The 22,985-nt window shown below is 63.8% G+C and carries 22 protein-coding genes; 5 read left to right on the plus strand and 17 right to left on the minus strand.

The window, feature by feature from the left end; genetic code table 11:
• Positions 1 to 42: 42 nt before the first annotated feature.
• On the plus strand, positions 43 to 786 hold the full coding sequence (locus tag ACFPPA_RS17875) for a pyridoxine 5'-phosphate synthase (protein ID WP_377322394.1): 744 nt from the start codon (positions 43 to 45) through the stop codon (positions 784 to 786).
• A gap of 88 nt (positions 787 to 874) precedes the next feature.
• Here the strand turns inward: ACFPPA_RS17875 and ACFPPA_RS17880 are convergent, their stop codons facing one another.
• From ACFPPA_RS17880 to dnaA, 9 genes are all read right to left on the minus strand, one after another.
• Positions 875 to 1,285: an ExbD/TolR family protein gene (locus ACFPPA_RS17880; protein ID WP_377322396.1), complete on the minus strand. Its 411-nt coding sequence runs from the start codon at positions 1,283 to 1,285 to the stop codon at positions 875 to 877.
• A 6-nt stretch (positions 1,286 to 1,291) separates the two neighbouring features.
• A complete protein-coding gene (locus tag ACFPPA_RS17885) occupies positions 1,292 to 1,714 on the minus strand; it encodes an ExbD/TolR family protein (RefSeq protein WP_377322398.1) in 423 nt (140 codons plus the stop codon).
• Between the two features lie 11 nt (positions 1,715 to 1,725).
• Positions 1,726 to 2,499 (minus strand): MotA/TolQ/ExbB proton channel family protein, encoded by a 774-nt coding sequence (locus tag ACFPPA_RS17890; protein WP_377322400.1) that lies wholly within the window; start codon positions 2,497 to 2,499, stop codon positions 1,726 to 1,728.
• A 56-nt stretch (positions 2,500 to 2,555) separates the two neighbouring features.
• Complete coding sequence (locus ACFPPA_RS17895; RefSeq protein ID WP_377322402.1) at positions 2,556 to 3,215, minus strand: energy transducer TonB; 660 nt, start codon at positions 3,213 to 3,215, stop codon at positions 2,556 to 2,558.
• A gap of 217 nt (positions 3,216 to 3,432) precedes the next feature.
• On the minus strand, positions 3,433 to 4,719 hold the full coding sequence (locus ACFPPA_RS17900; protein ID WP_377322404.1) for a tetratricopeptide repeat protein: 1,287 nt from the start codon (positions 4,717 to 4,719) through the stop codon (positions 3,433 to 3,435).
• A gap of 264 nt (positions 4,720 to 4,983) precedes the next feature.
• Complete coding sequence (gene gyrB / locus ACFPPA_RS17905; RefSeq protein WP_377322406.1) at positions 4,984 to 7,419, minus strand: DNA topoisomerase (ATP-hydrolyzing) subunit B; 2,436 nt, start codon at positions 7,417 to 7,419, stop codon at positions 4,984 to 4,986.
• Between the two features lie 96 nt (positions 7,420 to 7,515).
• Complete coding sequence (gene recF / locus ACFPPA_RS17910) at positions 7,516 to 8,595, minus strand: DNA replication/repair protein RecF (RefSeq protein WP_377322408.1); 1,080 nt, start codon at positions 8,593 to 8,595, stop codon at positions 7,516 to 7,518.
• Between the two features lie 96 nt (positions 8,596 to 8,691).
• The gene (gene dnaN, locus ACFPPA_RS17915; RefSeq protein WP_377322410.1) at positions 8,692 to 9,792 is read right to left on the minus strand and encodes a DNA polymerase III subunit beta; all 1,101 of its coding nucleotides are present in this window, start codon (positions 9,790 to 9,792) and stop codon (positions 8,692 to 8,694) included.
• A gap of 250 nt (positions 9,793 to 10,042) precedes the next feature.
• Positions 10,043 to 11,377 (minus strand): chromosomal replication initiator protein DnaA, encoded by a 1,335-nt coding sequence (dnaA, locus tag ACFPPA_RS17920; RefSeq protein ID WP_377322412.1) that lies wholly within the window; start codon positions 11,375 to 11,377, stop codon positions 10,043 to 10,045.
• A 190-nt stretch (positions 11,378 to 11,567) separates the two neighbouring features.
• Between dnaA and rpmH the strand changes: the two genes are divergently transcribed.
• The 4 genes from rpmH to mnmE all read left to right on the plus strand — a co-directional run bounded on the left by rpmH (position 11,568) and on the right by mnmE (position 15,360).
• Entirely contained in the window at positions 11,568 to 11,702 is a 135-nt protein-coding gene (gene rpmH / locus ACFPPA_RS17925) for a 50S ribosomal protein L34 (protein WP_007082494.1), read from the plus strand.
• A gap of 29 nt (positions 11,703 to 11,731) precedes the next feature.
• Positions 11,732 to 12,136 (plus strand): ribonuclease P protein component, encoded by a 405-nt coding sequence (gene rnpA, locus ACFPPA_RS17930; protein ID WP_377322414.1) that lies wholly within the window; start codon positions 11,732 to 11,734, stop codon positions 12,134 to 12,136.
• Between the two features lie 63 nt (positions 12,137 to 12,199).
• The gene (gene yidC, locus ACFPPA_RS17935) at positions 12,200 to 13,933 is read left to right on the plus strand and encodes a membrane protein insertase YidC (RefSeq protein WP_377322416.1); all 1,734 of its coding nucleotides are present in this window, start codon (positions 12,200 to 12,202) and stop codon (positions 13,931 to 13,933) included.
• Between the two features lie 80 nt (positions 13,934 to 14,013).
• On the plus strand, positions 14,014 to 15,360 hold the full coding sequence (gene mnmE / locus ACFPPA_RS17940; RefSeq protein WP_377322418.1) for a tRNA uridine-5-carboxymethylaminomethyl(34) synthesis GTPase MnmE: 1,347 nt from the start codon (positions 14,014 to 14,016) through the stop codon (positions 15,358 to 15,360).
• Positions 15,361 to 15,379: 19 nt separating this feature from the next.
• Here the strand turns inward: mnmE and ACFPPA_RS17945 are convergent, their stop codons facing one another.
• The 8 genes from ACFPPA_RS17945 to dapF form a co-directional block, all read right to left on the minus strand.
• Positions 15,380 to 16,444: an alkane 1-monooxygenase gene (locus ACFPPA_RS17945; RefSeq protein WP_377322420.1), complete on the minus strand. Its 1,065-nt coding sequence runs from the start codon at positions 16,442 to 16,444 to the stop codon at positions 15,380 to 15,382.
• Between the two features lie 43 nt (positions 16,445 to 16,487).
• Positions 16,488 to 17,387 carry a ribokinase gene (gene rbsK, locus ACFPPA_RS17950; RefSeq protein WP_377322422.1) on the minus strand — a complete coding sequence of 300 codons (900 nt, stop codon included), beginning with the start codon at positions 17,385 to 17,387 and terminating at the stop codon, positions 16,488 to 16,490.
• Between the two features lie 317 nt (positions 17,388 to 17,704).
• Entirely contained in the window at positions 17,705 to 18,316 is a 612-nt protein-coding gene (locus tag ACFPPA_RS17955) for a hypothetical protein (protein WP_377322424.1), read from the minus strand.
• A 36-nt stretch (positions 18,317 to 18,352) separates the two neighbouring features.
• Positions 18,353 to 19,693 (minus strand): ATP-dependent protease ATPase subunit HslU, encoded by a 1,341-nt coding sequence (gene hslU / locus ACFPPA_RS17960; protein WP_377322426.1) that lies wholly within the window; start codon positions 19,691 to 19,693, stop codon positions 18,353 to 18,355.
• A gap of 94 nt (positions 19,694 to 19,787) precedes the next feature.
• Positions 19,788 to 20,321 (minus strand): ATP-dependent protease subunit HslV, encoded by a 534-nt coding sequence (gene hslV / locus ACFPPA_RS17965; protein ID WP_377322428.1) that lies wholly within the window; start codon positions 20,319 to 20,321, stop codon positions 19,788 to 19,790.
• Between the two features lie 139 nt (positions 20,322 to 20,460).
• Entirely contained in the window at positions 20,461 to 21,348 is an 888-nt protein-coding gene (gene xerC, locus ACFPPA_RS17970) for a tyrosine recombinase XerC (RefSeq protein ID WP_377322430.1), read from the minus strand.
• 7 nt (positions 21,349 to 21,355) lie between these two features.
• A complete protein-coding gene (locus tag ACFPPA_RS17975; protein WP_377322432.1) occupies positions 21,356 to 22,042 on the minus strand; it encodes a DUF484 family protein in 687 nt (228 codons plus the stop codon).
• Between the two features lie 93 nt (positions 22,043 to 22,135).
• Complete coding sequence (gene dapF, locus ACFPPA_RS17980; protein ID WP_377322434.1) at positions 22,136 to 22,984, minus strand: diaminopimelate epimerase; 849 nt, start codon at positions 22,982 to 22,984, stop codon at positions 22,136 to 22,138.
• Position 22,985: the final 1 nt, after the last annotated feature.

The raw sequence follows: 22,985 nt of genomic DNA on the forward strand, positions 1-22,985 counted from the left end.
GTCCCGCTGCCGGCCTTCACTGCCAGAGATTGCTCGACCGCCATGACCCTGCTCAGCGTCAACCTCAACAAGATTGCCGTACTGCGCAATTCGCGCGGCGGCCGCGAACCGGATATCTGCCGCGCGGCACAGACCTGCATCGAAGCCGGCTGCGGTGGCATCACGGTACATCCGCGCCCCGACCAGCGGCACGTGCGTCCGGACGACGTTCGCGCGCTGGCCGGGATATTGCGGGGGCGCGTGGAATACAACATCGAAGGGAACCCGTTTGCCGGCCCGCGCGGGGACTATCCCGGCCTGATCGCGCTGGCGCGCGAAGTCCGTCCGACCCAGGTCACCCTGGTACCCGATGACGACGGCCAGATCACGTCCGACCACGGCTTCGACCTGAAGCGCGATGTCGGACGACTGCGTCCGCTGGTGCGCGAGCTGTGCGAGCTGGGCTGCCGAGTCAGCCTGTTCATCGATGCCGGGATTCATGACTTCGACCTGGCGGCCGTGATCGGCGTGCAGCGGATCGAGATCTACACCGGCCCGTATGCAGAGGCTTTTGCCGACGGTCGACCCGCCGCCGCGCTGGCGAGCTGTGCCGACACGGCGCGGCGGGCACATCAGGCCGGCCTGGCGGTCAATGCTGGACACGATCTGAGCCAGGCGAACCTCGGCACCTTCAAGGCAGCGATACCGGGCCTGGCCGAGGTTTCGATCGGACACGCGCTGATTGGCGAAGCGCTGTACGAGGGGCTGGGGACGACTGTCCGCAACTACCTGCAGATCCTGCGCTGACTGCCACGCGGGCTTATCCGACGCATACAAAAACCCCCGCTCGTGGCGGGGGTTTCTGCGTGATTGCTTCGGTACAACTTGCGTCGTATCAGAAGTTCTCGGTAAAGCCGATCTTGACCAGGTTGTAGCTCTTGGCATCGGCCAGCACACGGGCCACGTACTCGTAGGCCACATTGTCGTTCGCCGCAATCTGGATTTCCGGCTGATTGACCAGGGTCTGCTGACCGATCACGGCCAGCTGTGCCTTCAGACCGAGTTCGTCCACCGGCGTGTCGTTCCAGTAGAACGCCCCGGCCTGATCGATCTTCAGATGGATCGGATCCAGGGGATTCGGTGGATTGACCACATTCGGATTCGGCTGCGGCAGGTCAACCTGGATCTTGTGTGCCAGCACCGGCGCCGTGATCATGAAGATGATCAGCAGCACCAGCATCACGTCGACCAACGGCGTGACGTTGATCTCCGACATCGGTCCACTGGTTTGGGTCGTGAATGACATGTCGATTTACCCCTTCGGCGCGTCAGTGGTCATGAAGCCGACGTGCACCATGCCCGAATCCTTCGCATCGCCGATGATCTTCTTGACGATCTTGAACTGGGCCGCCTTGTCTGCGCGAATCTGCAGTTCGGGCTGGGGCGTCTTCTGTGCATCGACCAGAAACTGCGCCCGCAACTCGGCCTCGGTGACCAGATGATCGTTGAGATACATGCTGCCGTCCTGCTTGACCGCCAGGTCAAGCGGCGGCACCAGCACCTCGGCATCCTTCGTATGCGGATTCGCCGTAGGCAGGTCGATCGTGATGGAGTGCGACATCAGTGGTGCCGTGATCATGAAGATGATCAGCAGCACCAGCATCACGTCGACCAGCGGCGTGACGTTGATCTCCGACATCGGTCCGCCGGAATTGCCACCCAAACTTACGGCCATGGGTCAATACCTCACTTCTGGCTTTCGACGCGCGAGCCGGTCGCAAAGAAGTCGTGCAGGTCGTGCGCGAACTCGTCGAACCGTGCGTAGGTCAGGCGGTTCGAGCGGCTGAAGAAGTTGTACGCGAACAGGGCCGGAATCGCGGCGAACAGGCCGAATGCGGTCATGATCAGCGCTTCACCCACCGGGCCCGCCACTGCATTCATCGAGGCGTTGCCGCTTGCCGCGATGCGGATCAGTGCGTGATAGATACCCCACACCGTACCCAGCAGACCGACGAACGGTGCTGCCGAACCCACGGTGGCGAGCAGGGTCATGCCACCCTCCAGACGCAGGCTCTCGCGAGCCACAGCCTGACGCAGCGCGCGGTCGATGAATTCCGACCGGCTCAGCGATTCGGCCAGACGACCGGTCGTGCCCGAAGTGCTCGCGGTCTGTTGGTGATGGGCCACAGCCGAGGCCGCATCCAGCGCGATCTTGGAGAACGGCTCACTCCTGGGCTGAGCTTCCAGTTCGCGAATCGCGTCCTGAGTGGAGCCATTGCCCCAGAAGCCATCGATGACCTTGTCGGCGCGTGCCTTCACCGTTGCGTTGCGGATGCCGTTGGCCACGATGAAGTACCAGGACAGGAACGACATCGCGACCAGGGTCACGAAGACGACCCAGCCGAGCCAGTCGAAGTTCTGGAGCAGGTTGCTGAAGCCCATCTGTTTCATGGCTTCGGCGTTGGTATTACCACCCAAGGCCTGTGCGGCATCGGTCGTTGCAGGAGTCTGTAGGAACATAACGCTACCCTAGGGAAGTCAAGCGTGAACTGTAACTGTAATCGACGGAAAGTTGATTACAGCTGACTGAGATTGAAGTTGACAGGAACGCGTGCGTACCCCTCAACTTTTCGTCCATTTCTGATGGTCGGATTGAAGCGCCAGTTGCGAGCGGCGTCCATTGCCGCACGATCGAGCTCCCGATAACCGCTGGAGTGCTCGACCTTGATGTCCTTCGGGGATCCATCCACCCCGACCAGGATCATCAATATCACCGTACCCTCATGCCGTTGGCGGATGGCCTGTGGCGGGTAACGGGGCTGCATCCGACTGTTATAGCTCAGATCCTGGCTGGCCGAGATGTCCGCTGGCGGCGCCGGTGGTGCTGGCGGTGCCGGTGGTGGTGCCTGAACCGCGTTCTGGGACACCTCCTGTACCGGTGGTGGTGGCGTCGGCGGCGGGGGGGTCGGCGGCGGCTTGAGCTGCTGAATGATCTTCGGCGGCGGCTGCTTGGGCGGCTCCGGCGGCGGCGGCGGTGGCGGCGGCGGCGGCGGTGGCGGCTCGATGAAGTTCACCTGGACGATGCGTTCTTTTTCTTTGTGGTTCTGATTCGGTGGTGCCATCGGCGCCACAATCAACAGAAACGCAAACGCATGCAGCCCGATCGCAACTGCCAATGCCCAGGTACGCTTCCAACTAAACGGCTCGCGCCCATTTTCTTCGTTACTTGAGGCCATCTGTCACTATCTGGAAGCTGATCAATCGGGAAACTACGTTGCCGCAGGGCGTAACCCGAAACCGTCTGAATGCATGGACGGACCTCGGGGAAAACTTGCCGCTGGGGAGACGCAGGGAAAGGTTTTCTACGTTACAACAGAGCATGACTTTTGTATAGCACTCACGGGACAGGCAAACGGACGTCCAACTGTTCCGTGAGTCCATGCGGGTCCGCCTTTACTTGCCGGCACCCAGTTTCTTCAGGCTCGCCTTCGCGCGCTCGGCTGTGTCCGGATCTTGCGCAGCCATCTTCAGGGCAGCGATCTGGCCCGACTTGCTCTTCAGGCCACGCTCGCATTCGGCAAGTATCAGGTAGGCAACGCCCTTGCGTTTCACGCCCCTGCTGATGGCCTGCTGGACCATCTTCTTGGCCTGACCGTACTCGCTTTCGGTGAGCAGCAGGTTCGCCTCCTGCAAGGCGACCTCTCCGTCCGTGGCCAGGGGGCGGGCCTTTTCATAGGCCTGCTTCGCCTGTTCGACATTTCCCGCCAGATACTCGGCTTCGCCAAGCAACAGGTAATTGCTCGCGCTAGACGTCACCACGCCCTTGCTCATCCCGTCCTTCAACACGGCCACGGCCTTGAGCGCGTCCGGTTTCGGATTGTCACTGGATTGCCCTTGATTGAAATAGAGCTTGGCCAGATTCAGATACATCGCTTCGGTCGTGAGGCCACCCTTGGCGCGGGCCTTTTCCATCAACTGGATGGCTTCCGGGTATTTTTTCGCCTGCATCAACACCACGATCGCGTTGTTCAGCACCTTCGGATCGTCGGGGTTCGCGGCCAGGCTCTGCTGCGCCAGCTTCTCGACCTGATCACCCTGGCCAGATTCGGAATAGCTGGCCATCAGAATCTCGTTCCATTGCGGATTGGGCTTGTCGGTCAATGACTGGGCCTTCTTGATCGAGGCGATCGCCTCGGGGTACTTGCCCAGGCGATACTCGTCATTGCCCTGGAGCGCGTACGACTCGGCCGTCTCCTTCTTGCCCTCGGCTCGCCATTTCGTGATGGTGTCCAGCGACGCCTGGTATTGCTTGTCGGCCTGCTGCGTTACCGCAAGCATGTATTCGAGCGCGAAATAGTCATCGTTCGGCAGCACTCCGTTGGCGAGTGCGCGCTGAATCAGCGCCTCGGCACCCGGATAGTCACCGGCGTTGTATTTCACGACTGCCAGGCCACGAAGCGCCATCGCCTGGGCGTACTTGCTCCGGCTGCTGTCGACGATTCCCTGGAGGTACTGTTCCGCCTTCGCCGAATCACCGGCGTTGAGCGCATTCAAACCTTCCTGAAGATTCTTCTGGTCCTTCGTGCTGGATAGATCGAGTTTCGGTGCAACACGGGTCGCATGCGGGTACTGCACTTCCTGCTTGCCCTTGGCCGCATCGCGCGCCAGCACCGGGCTGCTTGCCACACTCAGGAGCAGAAGTGCGCTCGCCAGCATCGTGAACCCTGGGGAATGCTTCATGGTGATCCTCGTCTTCAGGTCTCGCGCATCAAACGCCGCGGGGGGATTTCCAAGAGTAACCCGAGCCGCCCAACGATAACAAGTTGCAGTGCGGCATCAAAGATTGTTAAAAATCAATAAGTTGTCGGACCGTTTAAATCGAGGCGCACGCAACGACAGGACACAACCCGATTCCCGGTTGCTCCTGTCCACTCCCCAGAGCTGGTGCCCTCGAGGCCTTGAGCCAGCCTTCGGCCGGTGGCCACCATGTGTCTATCGTGGCGCTCACACGTCCAGGTTGGCGACCTTCAATGCGTTTGCCTCGATGAAGTCTCGACGTGGCTCGACGGCTTCACCCATCAGCATGGAGAACATCTGATCGGCCGCGATGGCATCCTCGACACCGACCTGCAACATGCGGCGGGTCTCCGGATTCACCGTTGTGTCCCACAGCTGCTCGGGGTTCATTTCGCCTAGACCCTTGAAGCGCTGGATGCTGCGCCCCTTCTTGGCCTCGTCCAGCAGCCAGTTGCGCGCCTCCACGAAGCTCAATACCCCGCGCGAGGCATTGCCCCGTCGCGCGACGGCGTCGGCCTGGATCATCCCGGCAATCTGCTGGCTGATCGCCAGGATCGGACGAAACTCGTTGCTGCTGAAGAACGGCTGCGGCAACAACCAGGTATGGCTGAGCCCATGCTGCTCACGTACCACTTCGATCGCTGCAGGCTGCTCATCACCGAGCGCCGGCCGCAATGCCAGTTTGTAGTGGGGCTTGCCCAGGCCGCTGGCGGCCAGGCGCAGAGCCGCGGCGTCCAGCCAAGCCTGCATGGCCGCCGGATCGGCCCACAGCGCCGGTTCCATCGGGGTATGTTCGAGCAAGGCATTCAACACCACGGCGTCGAAACGGTGCGCCAGTTTGGCAATCTGGTCCAACGCATGCTGATAACCGCGGAGCAGCTTCTCCAGCGCCTCGCCGGTGATCGGCGGCGCATCCGGGCTGTAAGTCAACGCCGCATTGTCGACCGCGCTGGAGATCAGGTAGTCGTTCAGCGCAGTGTCGTCCTTGATGTACAGCTCCTGCTTGCCCTGCTTCACTTTGTACAGCGGCGGCAGTCCGATATAAATGTGGCCGCGCTCGATCAGCTCCGGCATCTGTCGGTAGAAGAACGTCAGCAGCAGGGTGCGGATGTGCGAGCCATCGACGTCCGCATCGGTCATCAGGATGATCCGGTGGTAACGCAGCTTGTCCGGGTTGTACTCATCCTTGCCGATGCCGGTGCCCAGAGCGGTGATCAGCGTGCCGACTTCGGCCGACGCCAGCATGCGGTCGAAGCGCGCCTTCTCGACGTTGAGGATCTTGCCCTTCAGCGGCAACACGGCCTGGGTCTTGCGATTGCGGCCCTGCTTGGCCGAGCCACCGGCGGAGTCGCCCTCGACCAGGAACAGCTCGCACAGCGCCGGATCCTTTTCCTGACAGTCCGCCAGCTTGCCAGGCAACCCCGCGATATCGAGCGCGCCCTTGCGGCGGGTCATCTCGCGTGCCTTGCGCGCAGCCTCGCGGGCACGGGCGGCGTCGACGACCTTGGAAGCGATCGCCTTGGCTTCGTTCGGATGTTCCAGCAGGAATTCACCGAGCTTCTCGTTGACGACCTGCTCGACCACAGTCTTCACTTCGGACGAGACCAGCTTGTCCTTGGTCTGCGAGGAGAACTTGGGATCCGGCACTTTCACCGAAAGGACCGCAATCATGCCCTCGCGCATGTCGTCACCCGACAACGCAACCTTGGCGTTCTTCGCCAGGCCGGATTTTTCGATGTAGCTCTGCAGCGAACGGGTCAGCGCCGCACGGAAACCGGTCAGATGGGTACCACCGTCACGCTGCGGAATGTTGTTGGTGAAGCAGTACATGGACTCCTGGTAGGAGTCGGTCCATTGCATCGCCACCTCGACCACCACCCCGTCCTGCTCCGACGTCAGGCTGATCACATTCGGGTGCAAGGCCGTCTTCAACTGCGCCAGATGTTGCACGAACGAGCGGATACCGCCCTCGTAGGCGAACGTGTCCTGGCGCCCTTCACCACGCTCGTCCTTCAGCTCGATCGTGACGCCTGAATTGAGGAACGCCAGCTCGCGCAGGCGCTTGGCCAGGATGTCGTAGTGAAATTCAATGTTGCTGGTGAACGTTGCCGGGCTCGGCTGGAAACGCACCAGGGTGCCGCGCTTGGTCGACGGACCCACCACTTTCAGGGGATACAGCGGCTCTCCCCCCGCGTATTCCTGGAGGTGTTCCAGGCCTTCGCGGTAGATGGTCAACCACAGATGGTCGCTCAAGGCATTGACCACCGAGACGCCCACGCCGTGCAGGCCACCAGAAACCTTGTAGGAGTTCGCGTCGAACTTGCCGCCGGCATGCAGCACGGTCATCACCACTTCCGCGGTCGAGCGACCCTCGTCGGGGTGCATGTCGACCGGAATGCCACGACCGTTGTCGCTGACGCTCACCGAGCCATCGTCGCAAATGGTGACCACAACCCTGTCGCAGTAGCCCGCCAGCGCCTCATCGATCGCGTTGTCGACGACTTCAAACACCATGTGATGAAGGCCGGTGCCGTCATCGGTATCGCCGATGTACATGCCGGGGCGCTTGCGCACCGCTTCCAGACCTTTCAGTACCTTGATGTTGCTTGAATCGTAGTTGGATTCGTTGAGAGGTTCGTTCATGCGGTAACCATTTCCTGGCGCCAGCGACCCGCCCGACTCGGCGCCGTGAAGGGCCGGGCAAGGGTTATGCAATCTTGGGGATATGCAACCTTCCGATTATAGCAGGCGTGCAAAGAGACCTTGTTCCACGTGGAACACTCGGGTGGCGGTCGACTGCAGCGACTGGGGCAACTCGGTTCCGGTCAACAATACCTGGGCTTTCGCATGGACGAGTTGTTCAACCACGGCGGCCTGATGGCTCAGATCCAGCTCCGATGCGAGATCGTCGAGGCAGACGATGGGCCATTCTCCGCAGTGCTCGGCGTACAGTTCGGCCTGGGCCAGCATGCATGCCAGCGCAGCGAGCTTCTCCTGGCCTCGCGAGAGGTGTTCCCGCAGCGGCGCCCGCTCGAACACGATCGACCAATCGGCCCGATGCGCACCCAGCGTGGTATGACCCCGTGCCAGATCCCTGCCCCGCTGATCCTGCAGTTGCTGGGCGAGATCACTCTCCTCGGACCAACCCCGACGATAGCGCAGCTCCAGCGAGCCGAGTTCGGGCAGCAGGCCCTGGGTACTGGCAACCAATTTGGGTCGAAGCAGATCCAGGTAGTTTCGACGCTGTCGGTCGATCAATTGCGCCGTTTGCGCCAGCTCGCTCTCCCACGGCGCGAACAACGCTTCCACCGGCAAACCGGCCGCGCGCAGCAGGCTGTTGCGCTGTTTGAGTGCCCTTTGGTAGCGCCGCCACGCAGGAAGGAAATCGTGTTCCACGTGGAACACGCCCCAGTCGAGAAAGCGACGACGCTCTTCCGCCGCGCCGGCGATCAGCGCGTGCGAGCCCGGTTCAAAACAGACCACGGCACATTCACGCACCAATTGACCGATGGCCACACTCGATCCATCCAGTTTCGCTTCCCAGCGAACACCTGAGCGCCCAAGACCCAATCGGCAAACGCGATCATCGGCATGCCGCAGCTCTGCGAATATCGAAAGATTCGGCGCGCCGCGCTGCAGCAGCGCCTCTTTCGCCCCGCTGCGGAAAGAACGGGCATGGGAAAGCAGGAACACAGCCTCAAGCACGCTGGTCTTGCCGGCCCCGTTGGCCCCCACCAGGACGTTGATCCCGGGATCCAGCTCGATGCCCACATCCGTCAGACAGCGCAAACCGGTCAGATGCAATCGCTCCAACCTCATGCCGGAGGTACCCGCACAAAGCAACGCCGGAGTTCCTTGCGGCAACTCCGGCGCGTTCGACCCGCTCGATACACGGTCAACCCCATGCAATGAGCGTCAGAGCCGCAACGGCATGATCACGTGGCGGGAATGCTCATTGTCATCCTCCTGCACCAGGCAACTCGATTGCGCATCACGCAGGCTGAGCCGGGCCTTGTCACCGCGCAACGCCGCCAGTGCGTCCAGCAGATAACCCACATTGAAGCCCACCGCCAGATCGGAAACGTGCGTATCGGCCTCGACTTCCTCGACCGCCTCTTCCTGCTCCGGATTGTGCGCCACGATGCGCAATTTGCCTGGAGACAGCTCGAGCCGCACGCCCCGGTACTTCTCGTTGGACAGAATGGCCGCGCGCTGCAGCGCTCCGCGCAGCACCTCGCGATCCAGCGTGGCAGTCTTGTCCGCACCGAGCGGGATCACCGCTTCGTAGTCCGGGAACCGTCCATCGATCAACTTCGAGGTAAACACCACGTCGCCGCGCCGAACGCGCAAGTGGTTACGGCCAAATTCGAGTTCCACCTGGCCATCGCCGGATTCGAGCAGGCCGATCAACTCATTGACGCCCTTGCGGGGAATGATGATCTGTCGCCGGGTGGAGACCGAGCTCTGCAACTCGGTTTCCTTCATGGCCAGACGATGGCCATCGGTGGCGACGCAACGCAACGTGTGCTCCTGCAAGTCCAGCAGCATGCCATTCAGGTAATAACGCACGTCCTGGTTCGCCATTGCGAAGGCGGTACGTTCCATCAGATCGCGCAAGGCTTCTTCCGGCAGGCTGACCTTTTCCACCAGTTCGATTTCGTCGACCGTGGGGAATTCACTCGCTGGAAGCGTAGTCAGCGTAAAGCGGCTGCGGCCAGCGCTCAGCGCCACCCGATCGCCGTTGAGTTTCAGTTCGATCCGGGCGCCGTCGGGCAGGGCCCGCACGATGTCGAACAGTTTGCGTGCCGGAATGGTGATCTCGCCATCCGAAAGCTTTTCGGCCTCGGTCGTGGCCACCATCTCGACCTCGAGGTCCGTACCGGTCAGCGACAGTTTGCCGTCACCGACCTTCACCAGCAGGTTGGCAAGCACGGGCAGCGTCTGGCGGCGTTCAACCACACCAACCACCTGCTGCAGCGGTTTGAGCAGAGCTTCTCGTTGGATGCTGAATTGCATGACTTGGCTTCCCCTATACCTGCTGTTCTGTCTTTAAAAGAAGTTTAGTAGTTGTTGTAGGCTTTGTGGACAACTTTCTTTCTTTGATTTTACGTTTCAAATCATATACTTGTAAGTTTTTAGGGCTGTGGCTGGAGTGGCTGCCTGACTGTGGGCCATTTGTGGATAACTCGAGAGAGCAAACCATCCACCCATTATCCACAGCTTCAAACCCTGCTTATCCCCGATCTTCAATTTTCGCGCAGCTACCTCAACCGGTCAGCGTGCGGATCAGTTGCTCCCAGTCCTGACGCATGCGTGCGTCCGTCTCGACAAACTTGCGAATCGTCTTGCAGGCGTGCATCACGGTGGTGTGATCGCGCCCGCCGAACGCTTCGCCGATTTCCGGCAGGCTGTGTTCGGTCAGTTCCTTCGACAGGGTCATCGCGATCTGACGCGGTCTTGCCAGTGAGCGGACGCGGCGTTTGGACAGCAGATCCTGCAGTCGCACGTTGAAATATTCCGCGGTGATCTTCTGGATGTTCGGGATGGTGATCGCCTGCGCATGGGTTGCCAGCAGGTCGCGCAGGGTTTCCTCGGCGAAGTCGGTGGTGATCGGCTTGCCGTAGAAATTCGCGCGTGCCGCCAGCGTGTTCAACGCCCCCTCCAGGTCACGCACGTTGGAACGGATGCGCTTGGCCAGCAGCATCGCCACGTTCTCGTCCACCGCCACACCCTTTTCGTGGGCCTTGGCCAGCAGGATCGCGGCGCGAGTCTCGAAATCCGGCGGTTCGATCGCCACGCTCAAACCCCAGCCTAGGCGCGACTTCAGCCGTGGCTCGAGCTTGTCCACTTCCTTGGGATAGCGATCACAGGTCAGGATGATTTGCTGCTTGGACTCAAACAACGCATTGAAGGTATGGAAGAACTCCTCCTGCGTCGTGTCCTTGCCGGCAAAAAACTGGATGTCGTCGATCAGCAAAGCGTCGACCGAACGGAAGCGGCGCTTGAATTCATCCATGCTCTTGGCGCGCAACGCCTCGATCATCGAACCGACGAATTGCTCCGAGCGCAGATACATCACCTTGAAGGCCGGATTGTGTTCGAGCATCAGATTGCCGGCGGCATGCATCAGATGGGTCTTGCCCAGGCCGGTGCCGCCGTACAGAAGCAGCGGGTTGTAGGCCCGACCCGGATTCGTCGCTACCTGCATGGCGGCCGCCTTGCCGAGCTGGTTCGACTTGCCCTCGACGAACGTCTCGAAGGTGTAATGCGGGTCCAGATTGTGGTTGAAGGCAGGCATGGGCGCGGGGGCGACCTTGGCTCGCGGGGCGGCCACCGGCTTGGCGGGTGCTGCCGGGCGCGATGAATTGGAGCCGACATCCAGCCGTACCGGCCACGGCTTGCCGTTCAACTGCTGCAGCACCCATTCGATCTGCGCCAGATAGCGTTCGCGCACCGTGTCCAGGGTGTAGGAATTGGGCGCAAACAGTTGCAGGCCGTCGGCATCGTCACGCGCCTGCAATGGCATCAGCCAGGTGTGCAGGTCTTCGGCGCTCAAATCGCCTTCGAGGCGCTCAAGGCAGCGCCGCCACAGATCACTCATGAATAAAATCAGCCACAGCTTGGGCGCTTGCGCGCAGGGGATGGACTAGTCTAGCAGCAGCCTCCGCGTCACCACTGCCCACATATCCACATGAGTATCCACAGGCTGGCGTCAAGCGCGATTTGACAGTCGTGCCGGATACCCGACATACTTTCCAACCTTTTTATCCACATTCCCTTCGGAGTAAACCATGAAGCGGACCTTCCAGCCGAGCAAGCTCAAGCGCGCACGTACCCACGGTTTCCGTGCCCGCATGGCCACTGCCGACGGTCGCAAGATCATCAATGCCCGTCGCGCCAAGGGCCGCAAGCGCCTGATCCCGTAAACACCGATCCAAAACGCGGGGTGCAGGTCATGTCAACCGCCGGGCTGCCGCGCGATGCGCGGTTACGTCGGCCGGCTGATTTTGCCGCCTTGCGGACAAGCAGCGGACGCGCAGGCGGCCGCTGTTTTCATATGCGCTATCGCGACAACGGACTGGGCCATGCCCGGCTCGGCCTGGCGATTTCCAAGCGTGTTTCCAAGCGCGCGGTCGAACGCAACCGGATCAAGCGGCTGCTGCGTGAGTCGTTTCGCCGTGTTCGCCACCAGCTCCCGCCGGTCGATCTGATGGTGATGGCACGCGAACAGGCGGCGGGTATGCCGGGCCCGGAACTGCTGAGCGAGATCGAAGGGTTGTGGAAGAAGCTGCTGGCGACCAAGCCCGGGACTCCCGAACCATTGAAGCCGGCCGACGACACCAGCACAATCGTGCGTTGACCTTTTCCCTTTCTGTCCCCGCGGCGTGACACGTGTCGTGGCGTTACCCGGATTTGCTACGCGATGAATCAAACGCGCACCTTCCTCATGTTTGCCCTGCTGGCTGTGGCCTACTTTCTGTTCATGGCCTGGGAGAAGGATTACGCGCCGCCCGCGTTGCCGGCGACCACAGCCGCCACGACCAGCGCATCGGTGGATGGCAGCGTGCCGGGGCCCATGCCCGCCACGTCCAGCCCGACGGCGGTCCCCGGTGCCGTGCCGACCGCCCTCGCCGGAGCGGCGCCTGCCGAACCGGCCGCATCGCAGCTGATCAGCATCACGACCGATGTGCTGCATCTCACCGTGGACACCCGGGGTGGCAGCGTGGTGCACGCGGACCTGCTGGCCTATCCGAAGGCGGCACGGACGCACAAAACACCCAACCCGCCACCCACCGTGTTGCTGGACAACGACCCGGCGCATTACTTCGTGGCCCAGACCGGGTTGGTCAGCAGCAGCGATACCGCGCCGCAGGATCAGCCGAGTCACCTGGCGCTGTTCCACAGCGCGAAGACCACGTACGCGCTGGCCGATGGCCAGGACAGCATGAATGTCGAATTGACCTGGCAGGATGCCGCGGGCCTCAAGGTCACCAAGACCTACAGCTTCAAGCGCGGCAGCTACGTCATCGGCGTCAGTCAGCACATCGACAACGGTACCGCGCAGCCGTGGCAGGGCAATGCCTACCAGCAGTTCCTGCGGGTCGAGCCGCCGAAGTCCGGCAGCTGGCTGGAGAACTACACCAATCCGGAGATCCGCAGTTTCCAGGGTGCCGCGTGGTACACCGGCGAGAAGTTCGAGAAATTGCCGTTCAAGGAATTCAAGGACAAGAAGGATGCGCTCGACAGCCAGATCAAGGGTGGCTGGGCAGCGATGCTGCGCTTGTATTTCTTCGCAGCGTGGATTCCGCCAGCGGATCAGACCGACCATTACACGACCCAGACGATCAACCCCGACAGCGCCCAGCCCCGCTATCTGATCCGCGCGGTCGGCCCCGCGCTGAGCGTGGCGCCGGGACAGAGCATCACCAGCCAGGCGCGCCTGTACCTCGGACCGAACGTGCAGGGCACGCTCGATGCGATCGCGCCGGGGCTGGATCTGACCATCGACTACGGCATGTTCAAGGCGATTGCCGTGCCGATGCACTGGGTGCTGTCGCAGTTCCACGCGATCTCCAAGAACTGGGGCGTGGCGATCATCCTGCTGGTGCTGCTGATCAAGGGCCTGAGCTGGAAGCTGACCGCAGTGCAGTACCGCTCCAGCGCCAAGATGCGCAAGCTGGCGCCGCGCATCCAGGCACTGAAGGAGCGTTACGGCGACGACAAGGTGAAGATGCAGCAGGCCACCATGGAGCTGTACAAGAAGGAGAAGGTCAACCCGATGGGCGGCTGTTTGCCCGTGTTGATCACCATGCCGGTGTTCTACGGCCTGTTCTTCGTGCTCGAGTACAGCCTGGAGCTGCGGCATGCCGCGTTCCTGTGGATTCCTGACCTGAGCGCACCGGATCCGTTCTACATCCTGCCGATCATCTACGCAGCGGTGATGCTGGGCACGCAGTGGCTCAATCCGGTGGCGGCGGGCATGGATCCGACCCAGGCGAAAATGATGAAGGTGATGCCGTTGCTGTTCACGGTGATGTTCGCCTTCTTCCCCGCCGGGTTGTGTCTCTATTACGCGGTGAACGGCCTGGTCGGCCTGGGCCAGCAATGGTGGGTCACCCATCACATCGATCGCGAGGCGTTGCTCACCACCAGCTGAGCGAGCGCCGGCACCCACAGGAAAACCGTCAGCCGCGACCGGAGTCCCGTCGCGGCTGACTTCGTTTAGAGTCCATGCCCATGACCGATTCCGCCACCGAGACGATTGCCGCTATCGCCAGCGCGCCGGGCGCCGCCGGGGTGGGTGTGGTGCGGGTGTCCGGGCCGGCGGTGCCGGCGATCGTGCAGGCCTTGCTCGGCCATCCTGCCCAGCCGCGGCACGCGCACTTCGCCGCCTTTTGCGACGCCGCCGGTCAGTTGATCGACCGTGGCTTGCTGCTGCATTTCCCTGCTCCGGCGTCGTATACCGGGGAACACGTGCTGGAGCTGCAGGGCCATGGCAGCGCCGTACTGCTCGATCTGCTGTTGCGCCGGGTCTGCGAACTCGGTGCACGGCTGGCGCGTCCGGGCGAGTTCACCGAGCGCGCCTTCCTCAACGGCAAGCTCGACCTGGCCCAGGCCGAAGCCGTCGCCGACCTGATCGCGGCGCGCTCGCAAGCCGGTGCCCGTGCCGCGCTGCAGTCGATGGAGGGGGTGTTCTCGCGCAAGGTCGAGGCCTTGCTGCAGTCGCTGATCGCGCTGCGGGTGCATATCGAGGCGGCGATCGACTTTCCCGAGGAGGAAATCGACTTTCTCGCCGATCCCGCCATCGGCCAGCAGCTGCAAGCCGTGCGCGCCGAACTGGATGAACTGCTGCGCGAGGCGCAGCGGGGCCTGCGCCTCAACGACGGCCTGCGGGTGGCGATCATCGGTCGTCCCAACGCCGGCAAGTCCAGTCTGCTCAATGCCTTGGCCGGCAGCGACCGCGCCATCGTCAATGCCACGGCCGGCACCACCCGCGACGTGTTGCGTGAATCGCTCAGCCTCGACGGCATCGCGCTGGAACTGGCCGACACCGCCGGACTGCGCGAGACCGACGACGAGGTCGAGCGCGAAGGCGTGCGCCGCGCCCACGGCGAGTTGCTACGCGCCGACGTGGCCGTATTGGTGACCGATGCCGAGCATGCGCAGGCCGACCTCGCGCTGCTGGCCAACCTGCCGGCGCCAGTCGCCCGCCTGTTGCTGGTCAACAAGATCGATCTCGACGGCATCACCGCACACGCTGAAACGCGGGGGGATTGCCGTTGGCTGTGGGCCTCGGTGAAAAGCGGTGCCGGGCTCGATGCGTTACGCCACGAACTAAAGCAACTGGCGGGAGCGGGCAGTGGCGAAGGCGCGTTCAGTGCGCGCCGGCGGCACGTCATGGCGCTGCAACAGGTCGCCCGCCATCTCGACCAGACAGCGCACACCCTGGCCGGCAGTCGTGCCGGCGAACTCGCCGCCGAAGAGCTGCGCCAGGCACAGCGGGCGCTCGGCGAAATCACTGGCAGCTACAGCAGTGACGACCTGCTGGGTGCGATCTTCGGTTCGTTCTGCATCGGCAAGTAACGACTCGTCGTGCCCGGTATCAACGGGCGGCGGCGATTGCGCGGTGGTCCATCACCCGGCGCCACAGCGGCGGCAGCAGCGCCAGCACGAACATGGTCGCGTAGCCGGCTGGCAGCTGGGGGCTGTCCTCGTGGTGGAGCAGCGCCTGATAGCGCCGGCGTGCCTGGGCATGATGGTCGGAGTGGCGCTGCAGGTTGAACAGCAGCCAGTTGGTATAGCGCTGCGGCGCATTCCACGAATGATGATGAGTCACCCGCTCATACCGTCCGGGTGAGATCTCGCGTCGCGTCAGACCATAGTGTTCGACGTAGTTGATAACCTCCAGGGTGGCCGCGGCGATCACGCCCTGGGCGATGAAGAACAGCAGGCCACGCGGGCCGAATGCCAGCCCGAACGCGGCGAGCAAGGTCAGCCAGAGCAGGTACCAGGCGACCATTTCGTTGCGCCACGACCACGCCGAGCGGCCGCGACCGCGCAGGCGCTGCGCTTCCAGCCGCCAGGCGTTGCGCACATTGCGCCACAGCGCGCGCGGCACGAACGCATAGACCGACTCGCCCAGTCGCGCCGAGGAGGAGTCGTGCGGTGTGGCCACATGCACGTGATGGCCGCGGACATGTTCGACCTTGAAACCCTGGTAGCCCACACTGGTCAGCAGGATGCCGCCGAGCAGCGGCTCCAGCCGGCCCGGCTTGTGGATCAGTTCATGCGCCGGATTGATCGCCAGCGTCCCGCCGATGACGCCGGTCGACAGCAGCCATCCCAGCATGCCGGCCACGCCCAGCGGCAGATGGGTGAACTGCCATGTGCACCAGACCAGCGTGGCCAGCCACAGCGGCAGCACCAGCATGGTCAGCACACGGAAGAAATGCCGGCTTTCGAGCTGCGCGGCCTGCGCCGGCGTCTCCCAGTTGCGTCGCTCGTCGCCGCAGACCGCATCGATGAAGGGCACCACGCCGAAGATGAAGGCCAGTGGAAACCAGGCGGCCAGATCCAGCGGCACGCCCAGTTGTGCCAGCGAACGCGCACCCCACGGCAACAGGGCAGTGGAGAAGGCGAGCAGAAAGCCGGTATCGCGCAGGCGCATGTCGCCGATTCTAGCGCCAGGTTCCGGCCGAACGGGAGCCGGCTCAGGTGGTCTGCCAGCTCAGCCAGTTGTCGAGCTCGGTCAGGCCCGGCATACCGGCCTGCGCCCCCAGCTTGCCGACCGAGAGCGCGGCAGCGGCGCAGGCCTTGCGCACGGCTGTCGGCAGGCCTTCGTGCAGGAACACCGCCAACGCCGCGTTGAACGTATCGCCGGCGCCGGTGCTGTCGACCACCTCGACCTTGAAGCCGTCTTGATGCAGCGGCTCGCCCTCCCCTTCGTGATACCAGGCCCCTTCGGCGCCGCGGGTGAGCACGACCGGACACGGCGCGCGGAGCATCAGCTGGCGGAAGTCCTCGTCGGGATCGGCACCGAGCAGTATCGCCAACTCGTGCTGATTCGGGGTGACGTAGCGGGCCAGGCGCAGCCACTCGGTCGGCAGCTGTTGCGCCGGTGCCGGGTTCAGGATGACCGGCACGTCGAGATGCCGGCCCAGCCACAGGGTGGCTTCCACGGTTTCCAGCGGAATTTCCATTTGCACCAGCACCACATCGGCGCGCTCGATCAGCCCGTGGGCCTGCTCGACCTGCGCCGGGGTGACGCGCGCGTTGGCGGCGGGCACCACGATGATCTGGTTTTCGCCGCCGGCGATGGTGATCGAGGCGGTGCCGCTGGCGCAGTCGTCCAAGTGCGCCGTGTGGGTGAGATCGATGCCTTCAGCGGCCAGTCCCTGGCGCAGCTGGCGGCCGAACGTGTCGATGCCGAGCGCGCCGACCAGCGCCACTTCGGCGCCCAGCCGCGCCGCGGCGACCGCCTGATTGGCACCCTTGCCCCCGGGCACGGTGAAGAAGCCTTCGCCGAGCAGGGTTTCACCGGAGTGCGGGAAACGCGATGCCTGGGTAACCAGGTCCATGTTGATGCTGCCGACCACCACGATGCGCGCCATCGAGTTTCCGTTGGGCAAGGGAGCAGGAGAAGCAGCATACGCGATCACCTCCCGCACGGATCATCGGCGTGCCCTCGCGCTTGCTCTTCCCACCTCCGTCGGGCCGGCAGGACGCGAGGAGAACCCTTCCAGCCGGCGCTCCTGAAAACATCGCCGAGCCACCGGAGGCCCGAGAAGATCGACACCGGGAAGGGGCCGGCGGACGTCGAGGCGAATGGCGAAGTTGCCGCGCCGCAGGACCCGGTTTCAGTGCAACGGAAGGTTCAACGAAAAGGCCCGCCTGTTGGCGGGCAGGGATCAGGCAGAGACTGTCGGGTTCAGGCGCGGCTGATGCCGGTATCGCCCTGCTCCAGCGCCGGCGCGGGGCCGCCCACCGCCAGCAGGGACTGGGCGTAGCTGTCCTCGATACTGACCGTGGACACCTCGTCCCAGCTGAAGAACGACACCTCGCGCATCCACTCCGCGTCGGGGCTGAGTTCCTGCATGTTGAAGCCGTCTTCCTCGACGCTGACCAGCCGGCCGATGTAGCAGACTTCGGACTCGTCCTCGCTGTCCACGTGCACGCCGATCACCGGCGCCTGCGCGCCGGCGGCCTGGATCACTTCACGGATATTGTCCAGCGGGAAGCCGCGTGGCGGCCGCGGCAGGATGTGCTTCAGCGCCAGCGCCTTCTCGAAGAACGCATGGTGCTTGTCCGGCGCTTCCAGTTCGGAGATGTCGCGATGGCGCATCACGTACATGCCATCGTAAGTGACCCCGTCGCCGACCACCCACAGCAGGAAGAACTCGCGCCCGACCCCACCCACGTATCCGCAGAAGCTGCCGTGTTCGAGATCTTCGCGCCACAACCGCACCAGGCTCTGCTTCTGCTGCGCTTCGCGCAGCTGGGCGCGCTGGCCGGTATTCTTCAATTCGATAATGTTGCTCACGGCGCGGATTTTAGCAGATCCGGAAGGGACGCTTGTTTAGAGGATGTAGCGGCTGAGGTCTTCGTTCAGAACCAGACTGCTGAGTGAGTTGTCCACCTGTTCGGCGTCGATACGGTAGTTTTCGCCGGATTTGTCTGCCGCCTCGTAGGAAATTTTCTCGAGCAGGCGTTCCATCACGGTATGCAGCCGGCGCGCGCCGATGTTTTCGGTACGCTCGTTCACCTGGAACGCCACCTCGGCCAGCCGGTCGATGCCGCTGTCGGTGAACTCCAGCCCGACACCCTCGGTGGCGAGCAGCGCGGTGTACTGCTTGGTCAGCGCATTGTGCGGCTCGCGCAGGATCCGCTTGAAGTCGTCCACGCTCAGTGCGGACAGCTCGACCCGGATCGGCAGGCGGCCCTGCAATTCGGGAATCAGGTCGGAGGGCTTGGCGAGCGAGAACGCGCCGGAGGCGATGAACAGCATGTGGTCGGTCTTGATCGGCCCGTACTTGGTCGATACGGTGGAACCTTCCACCAGCGGCAGCAGGTCGCGCTGCACGCCTTCGCGGCTGACGCCGGCGTGGCCGTGGTCGCCGCGCTGGGCAACCTTGTCGATCTCGTCGAGAAACACGATGCCGTTCTGCTCGGCCGATTCCATCGCCTGCGCGCGCAGCTCGTCGTCGTTGAGCAGCTTGCCGGCCTCCTCGTCGATCAGCAGTGGCCGGGCCAGCTTGATCGCCAGCTTTCGCTGCTGCGTCTTGGCGCCACCCAGGTTCTGGAACATCTGGCGCAGCTGCGCACCCATTTCCTCCATGCCCGGCGGCGACATGATCTCCACGCCCATGTTCATCGCGAGATCGAGCTCGATCTCGCGCTCGTCCAGCGCACCCTCGCGCAACTGCTTGCGCAGTTTCTGGCGGGTGTCGCTGTCGATCGGTGTCGCTGCCGGCGCGTCGTGACTCCAGTCGGTGGCCGTCTGCCGGCGTGGCAGCAAGGCGTCGAGGATGCGGTCCTCGGCGCGATCCTCGGCCTGCGTGCGCACGCGCTTGATCGCTTGTTCGCGGGTCAGCTTGTAGGCCACGTCGGCAAGGTCGCGGATGATCGATTCGACATCCTTGCCGACGTAGCCGACCTCGGTGAACTTGGTTGCCTCCACCTTCACGAACGGCGCGTTGGCCAGGGTCGCCAGACGCCGCGCGATCTCGGTCTTGCCGACACCGGTGGGTCCGATCATCAGGATGTTCTTCGGTGTCACTTCCTCGCGCATGCCCGGTTCCAGCTGCATGCGACGCCAGCGGCTGCGCAGCGCCACCGCGACGGCACGCTTGGCGTCGTGCTGGCCGATGATGTAGCGATCGAGTTCGTTGACGATTTCGCGGGGAGTGAGTTCGGACATGGGCTTCGCCGGGAGCGGTATGGGGTTCTGGCTTGTCATCGCGGCGCGGACCGGAATGACCAGCGTCATCGAAGCGGACTTTCGCGGCTGGCGCTCAGAGTTCTTCGATCGACACGTTGTGATTGGTGTAGATGCAGATGTCGGCGGCAATCTTCAGTGCCTTCTCGACGATCGTGCGCGCGTCCAGTTCGGTGTTCTCGAGCAGTGCCAGTGCAGCCGACTGGGCAAACGGACCGCCGGAGCCGATCGCGAGCAGACCGTGCTCCGGTTCCAGCACGTCGCCGTTGCCGGAGATCAGCAGCGAGGAATCCTTGTCGGCCACGGCCAGCATCGCCTCCAGCTTGCCGAGGCGGCGATCGGTGCGCCATTCCTTGGCCATCTCGACCGCGGCGCGGGTGAGATTGGCGCTGTATTTCGTCAGCTTGTCCTCGAACAGCTCGAACAGCGTGAATGCATCGGCGGTGGCACCGGCGAATCCGGCAATCACGTCGCCCTTGCCGAGCCGGCGCACCTTGCAGGCGTTGGACTTCATCACCGTGTTGCCCAAGGTGACCTGGCCGTCGCTGCCGATCACGACGCGACCTTCGCGGCGCACGCAGACGATGGTGGTGGCGTGAAACGATTCCATACAAAGCTCCGAGGTTGAGCGAACTAGATGGGGATGGGGTGCGGAGGCTTCAATGCGGAACGGACCCGCCTGGCACGTTAGCCTCCTCTCCCCGAGGGGAGAGGGGGTTACGGTGCTTTTCGGCGTTGAGGCGCCTTGCTCAGGATTTGCGTTTCGCCCGCGGATGGGCCGCGTCATACACCTTGGCCAGGTGCTGGAAGTCGAGGTGGGTGTAGATCTGCGTGGTGGCGATGTCGGCGTGACCGAGCAGTTCCTGTACCGCGCGCAGGTCGCCGGAGGATTCCAGCATGTGACTGGCGAAGGTATGCCGCAGCAGATGCGGATGGATGTGCTTGGGGATGCCCTGCTGCAGCGCCAGGGTCTTCATGCGCAGCTGCACCGTGCGCGGGTTGATCGGCGCACCGCCGCGACCGCGGAAGACCGGGCTCTCCGGTGCCATGCCCTGCTCCGCGCCGAGCGCACGCAAGGCGCGGATGGCGTGGCGGCCGACCGGCACGATGCGGGTCTTGCTGCCCTTGCCGAGCACGCGCACCTCACCCTCTTCCAGGTTCAGGTCGAGCCAGTGCAGGCCGACCAGCTCGGAAAGGCGCAGTCCGCTGGAATAGAACAGCTCCAGCATGGCCCGGTCGCGTACGGCCAGCTTGCCGCCGCTGTCGGTCTCGACCAACGCGGCGGCTTCGTCGACATCCAGCACCTGCGGCAGCTTGCGGCGGACTTTCGGGCCGCGGACGCCCAGCATCGGGTCGCCGCTCAACAGACCTTCGCGATTGAGCTGGCGAAACAGGCTGCGACACGATGACAGCAGGCGCTGCAGGCTCTTCGGCGCCAGTCCGGCGCGGTGTTCGCCCGCAACGAAGGTACGCACCAGATTGGCATCCAGCGCTTCGAACGCGGGTAATTGCTGCGCCTGCATGAAACGCAGCAACTTGGCCAGATCGCGGCGGTAGCCGGCGACGGTGTGCGGCGAGGCGTGGCGTTCGCCGGCAAGCTGGCCGAGCCAGTCCTCGACCTGGCGGGCAGGCGTCATGGCCGGCTCAGGAGACATCCCGCGAGCGTGCCAGCGCGGCCGTGATGGTGGCGGAGATCATCTTCAGGAACAGCGTGCCCATGCCTGGCTGGAAGCGGTCCGGGTCGGCACTGCCGATCGCCAGGATGCCGGAGTCGCCCAGCCGCATCATCGCCACCGAGTGGATCTGCGCGGCATCGGGGCCGAACAGGCGGGCCAGCTTTTCGGCAGACAGGCGGCCGGAAATCGGCTCGCCCTTGTGCAGGAATTCGGCAAATTCCGGCAGCGCCTCGGCGCCGCCGGGAATCTGCTGCAGCCAGTCGGCCCGCGGCAGTTGCGGTTCATCGCCGAACAGCAGCAGGCGGACCTGTTCGGTGTGGAAATCCGCACTGAGCTTGGCCACCACGCTGCGCGCGGTCACTTCCATCGTGTTCGCACGCAACAGCGCCACGGTCAGGCTGTGCACGCGCTCCATCAGCCGCTCGTTCTCGGCGGCGATCTCGATCAGCTCGGCCAGCTGCCGCTCCAGTTCCGCGTTCTTGTCGCGCAGGCTTTGCAGCTGATAGATCGCCAGCGAGGACACCGGGCCCTGCTCGCGCGGCATCGTCAGCCTGGCTGCCAGTTCGGGATATTCGCTGAGGAACTCCGGGTGGCGCTTCAGGTAGGCGGCGACCACGCGGGCCTGGGTGGCATCGTCGAGCAGGGTTGCGGTCATGCGCGGAAATCCTTGAACCGTTGCGGGGCGTACGGATGAACTTGCGTTACGGCTGGAGTGTGCGATGGACGCGGGCGCGCTTCAACCGTTGCGTCATGCATCGCCGGCGGGAACCGGCCATTCGCCCTCGAAGGCGAACGCGGCCGGACCGGTCATCCACAGCGCGTGGCCGGGGCCGGCCCAGTCGATCTGCAGCGCGCCGCCGGGCAGTTCCACCCTTACGCGGTCATCGACCTCGCCGCGCTGATGCAGCACCGCCATCGCGGCGCAGGCACCGGTGCCGCAGGCCAGGGTCCAGCCCGCACCGCGCTCGTGCACGCGCAGGCGCAGGTGGCTGCGATCGACCGGCAGCACGAAACCCGCGTTGGCCTGCCGGGCAAAGCGCGGGTGCGCGGACAGCAGCGGGCCGAGTCGTTGCAGCGCGGGACTGGCCAGGTCCCGCACCACGGTCACCGCATGCGGATTGCCCATCGACACCGCGCCGATCTCGAGTATGTCGTCGCCCACAGCGAGCGCGTAGCGATCCGCCGCCCATGCGGCCTCGAACGGAATCCGTGCCGGCTCGAAGATCGGCTCGCCCATGTCCACCGTGACCTCGTGGGCGTCCAGCAGGCGCACCGTCACCGGGCCGGACGGGCTCTCGATCCTCACGTTGTCGCCGATCGCCAGCTCGCCGGCGCGATGCAGCCATGCCGCCACGCAGCGCACGCCGTTGCCGCACTGGCCGGAAGGCGACCCATCGGCATTCCAGATACCGTAATAGAACGCACACGACGGATCCCGGGCGGGTTCCACGCTGAGCAACTGGTCGAAGCCCACTCCCGTATGGCGATCGGCCAGCGCGCGGATCTGCGCAACGTCGAGTCGCAAAGCGCCATGCCGACCATCCAGCACGACGAAGTCGTTGCCGAGGCCATGCATCTTGGAAAACCGCAGTTGCATG

It is taken from the genome of Rhodanobacter ginsengisoli, assembly GCF_042657065.1.
Taxonomy (GTDB): Bacteria; Pseudomonadota; Gammaproteobacteria; order Xanthomonadales; family Rhodanobacteraceae; genus Rhodanobacter; species Rhodanobacter ginsengisoli.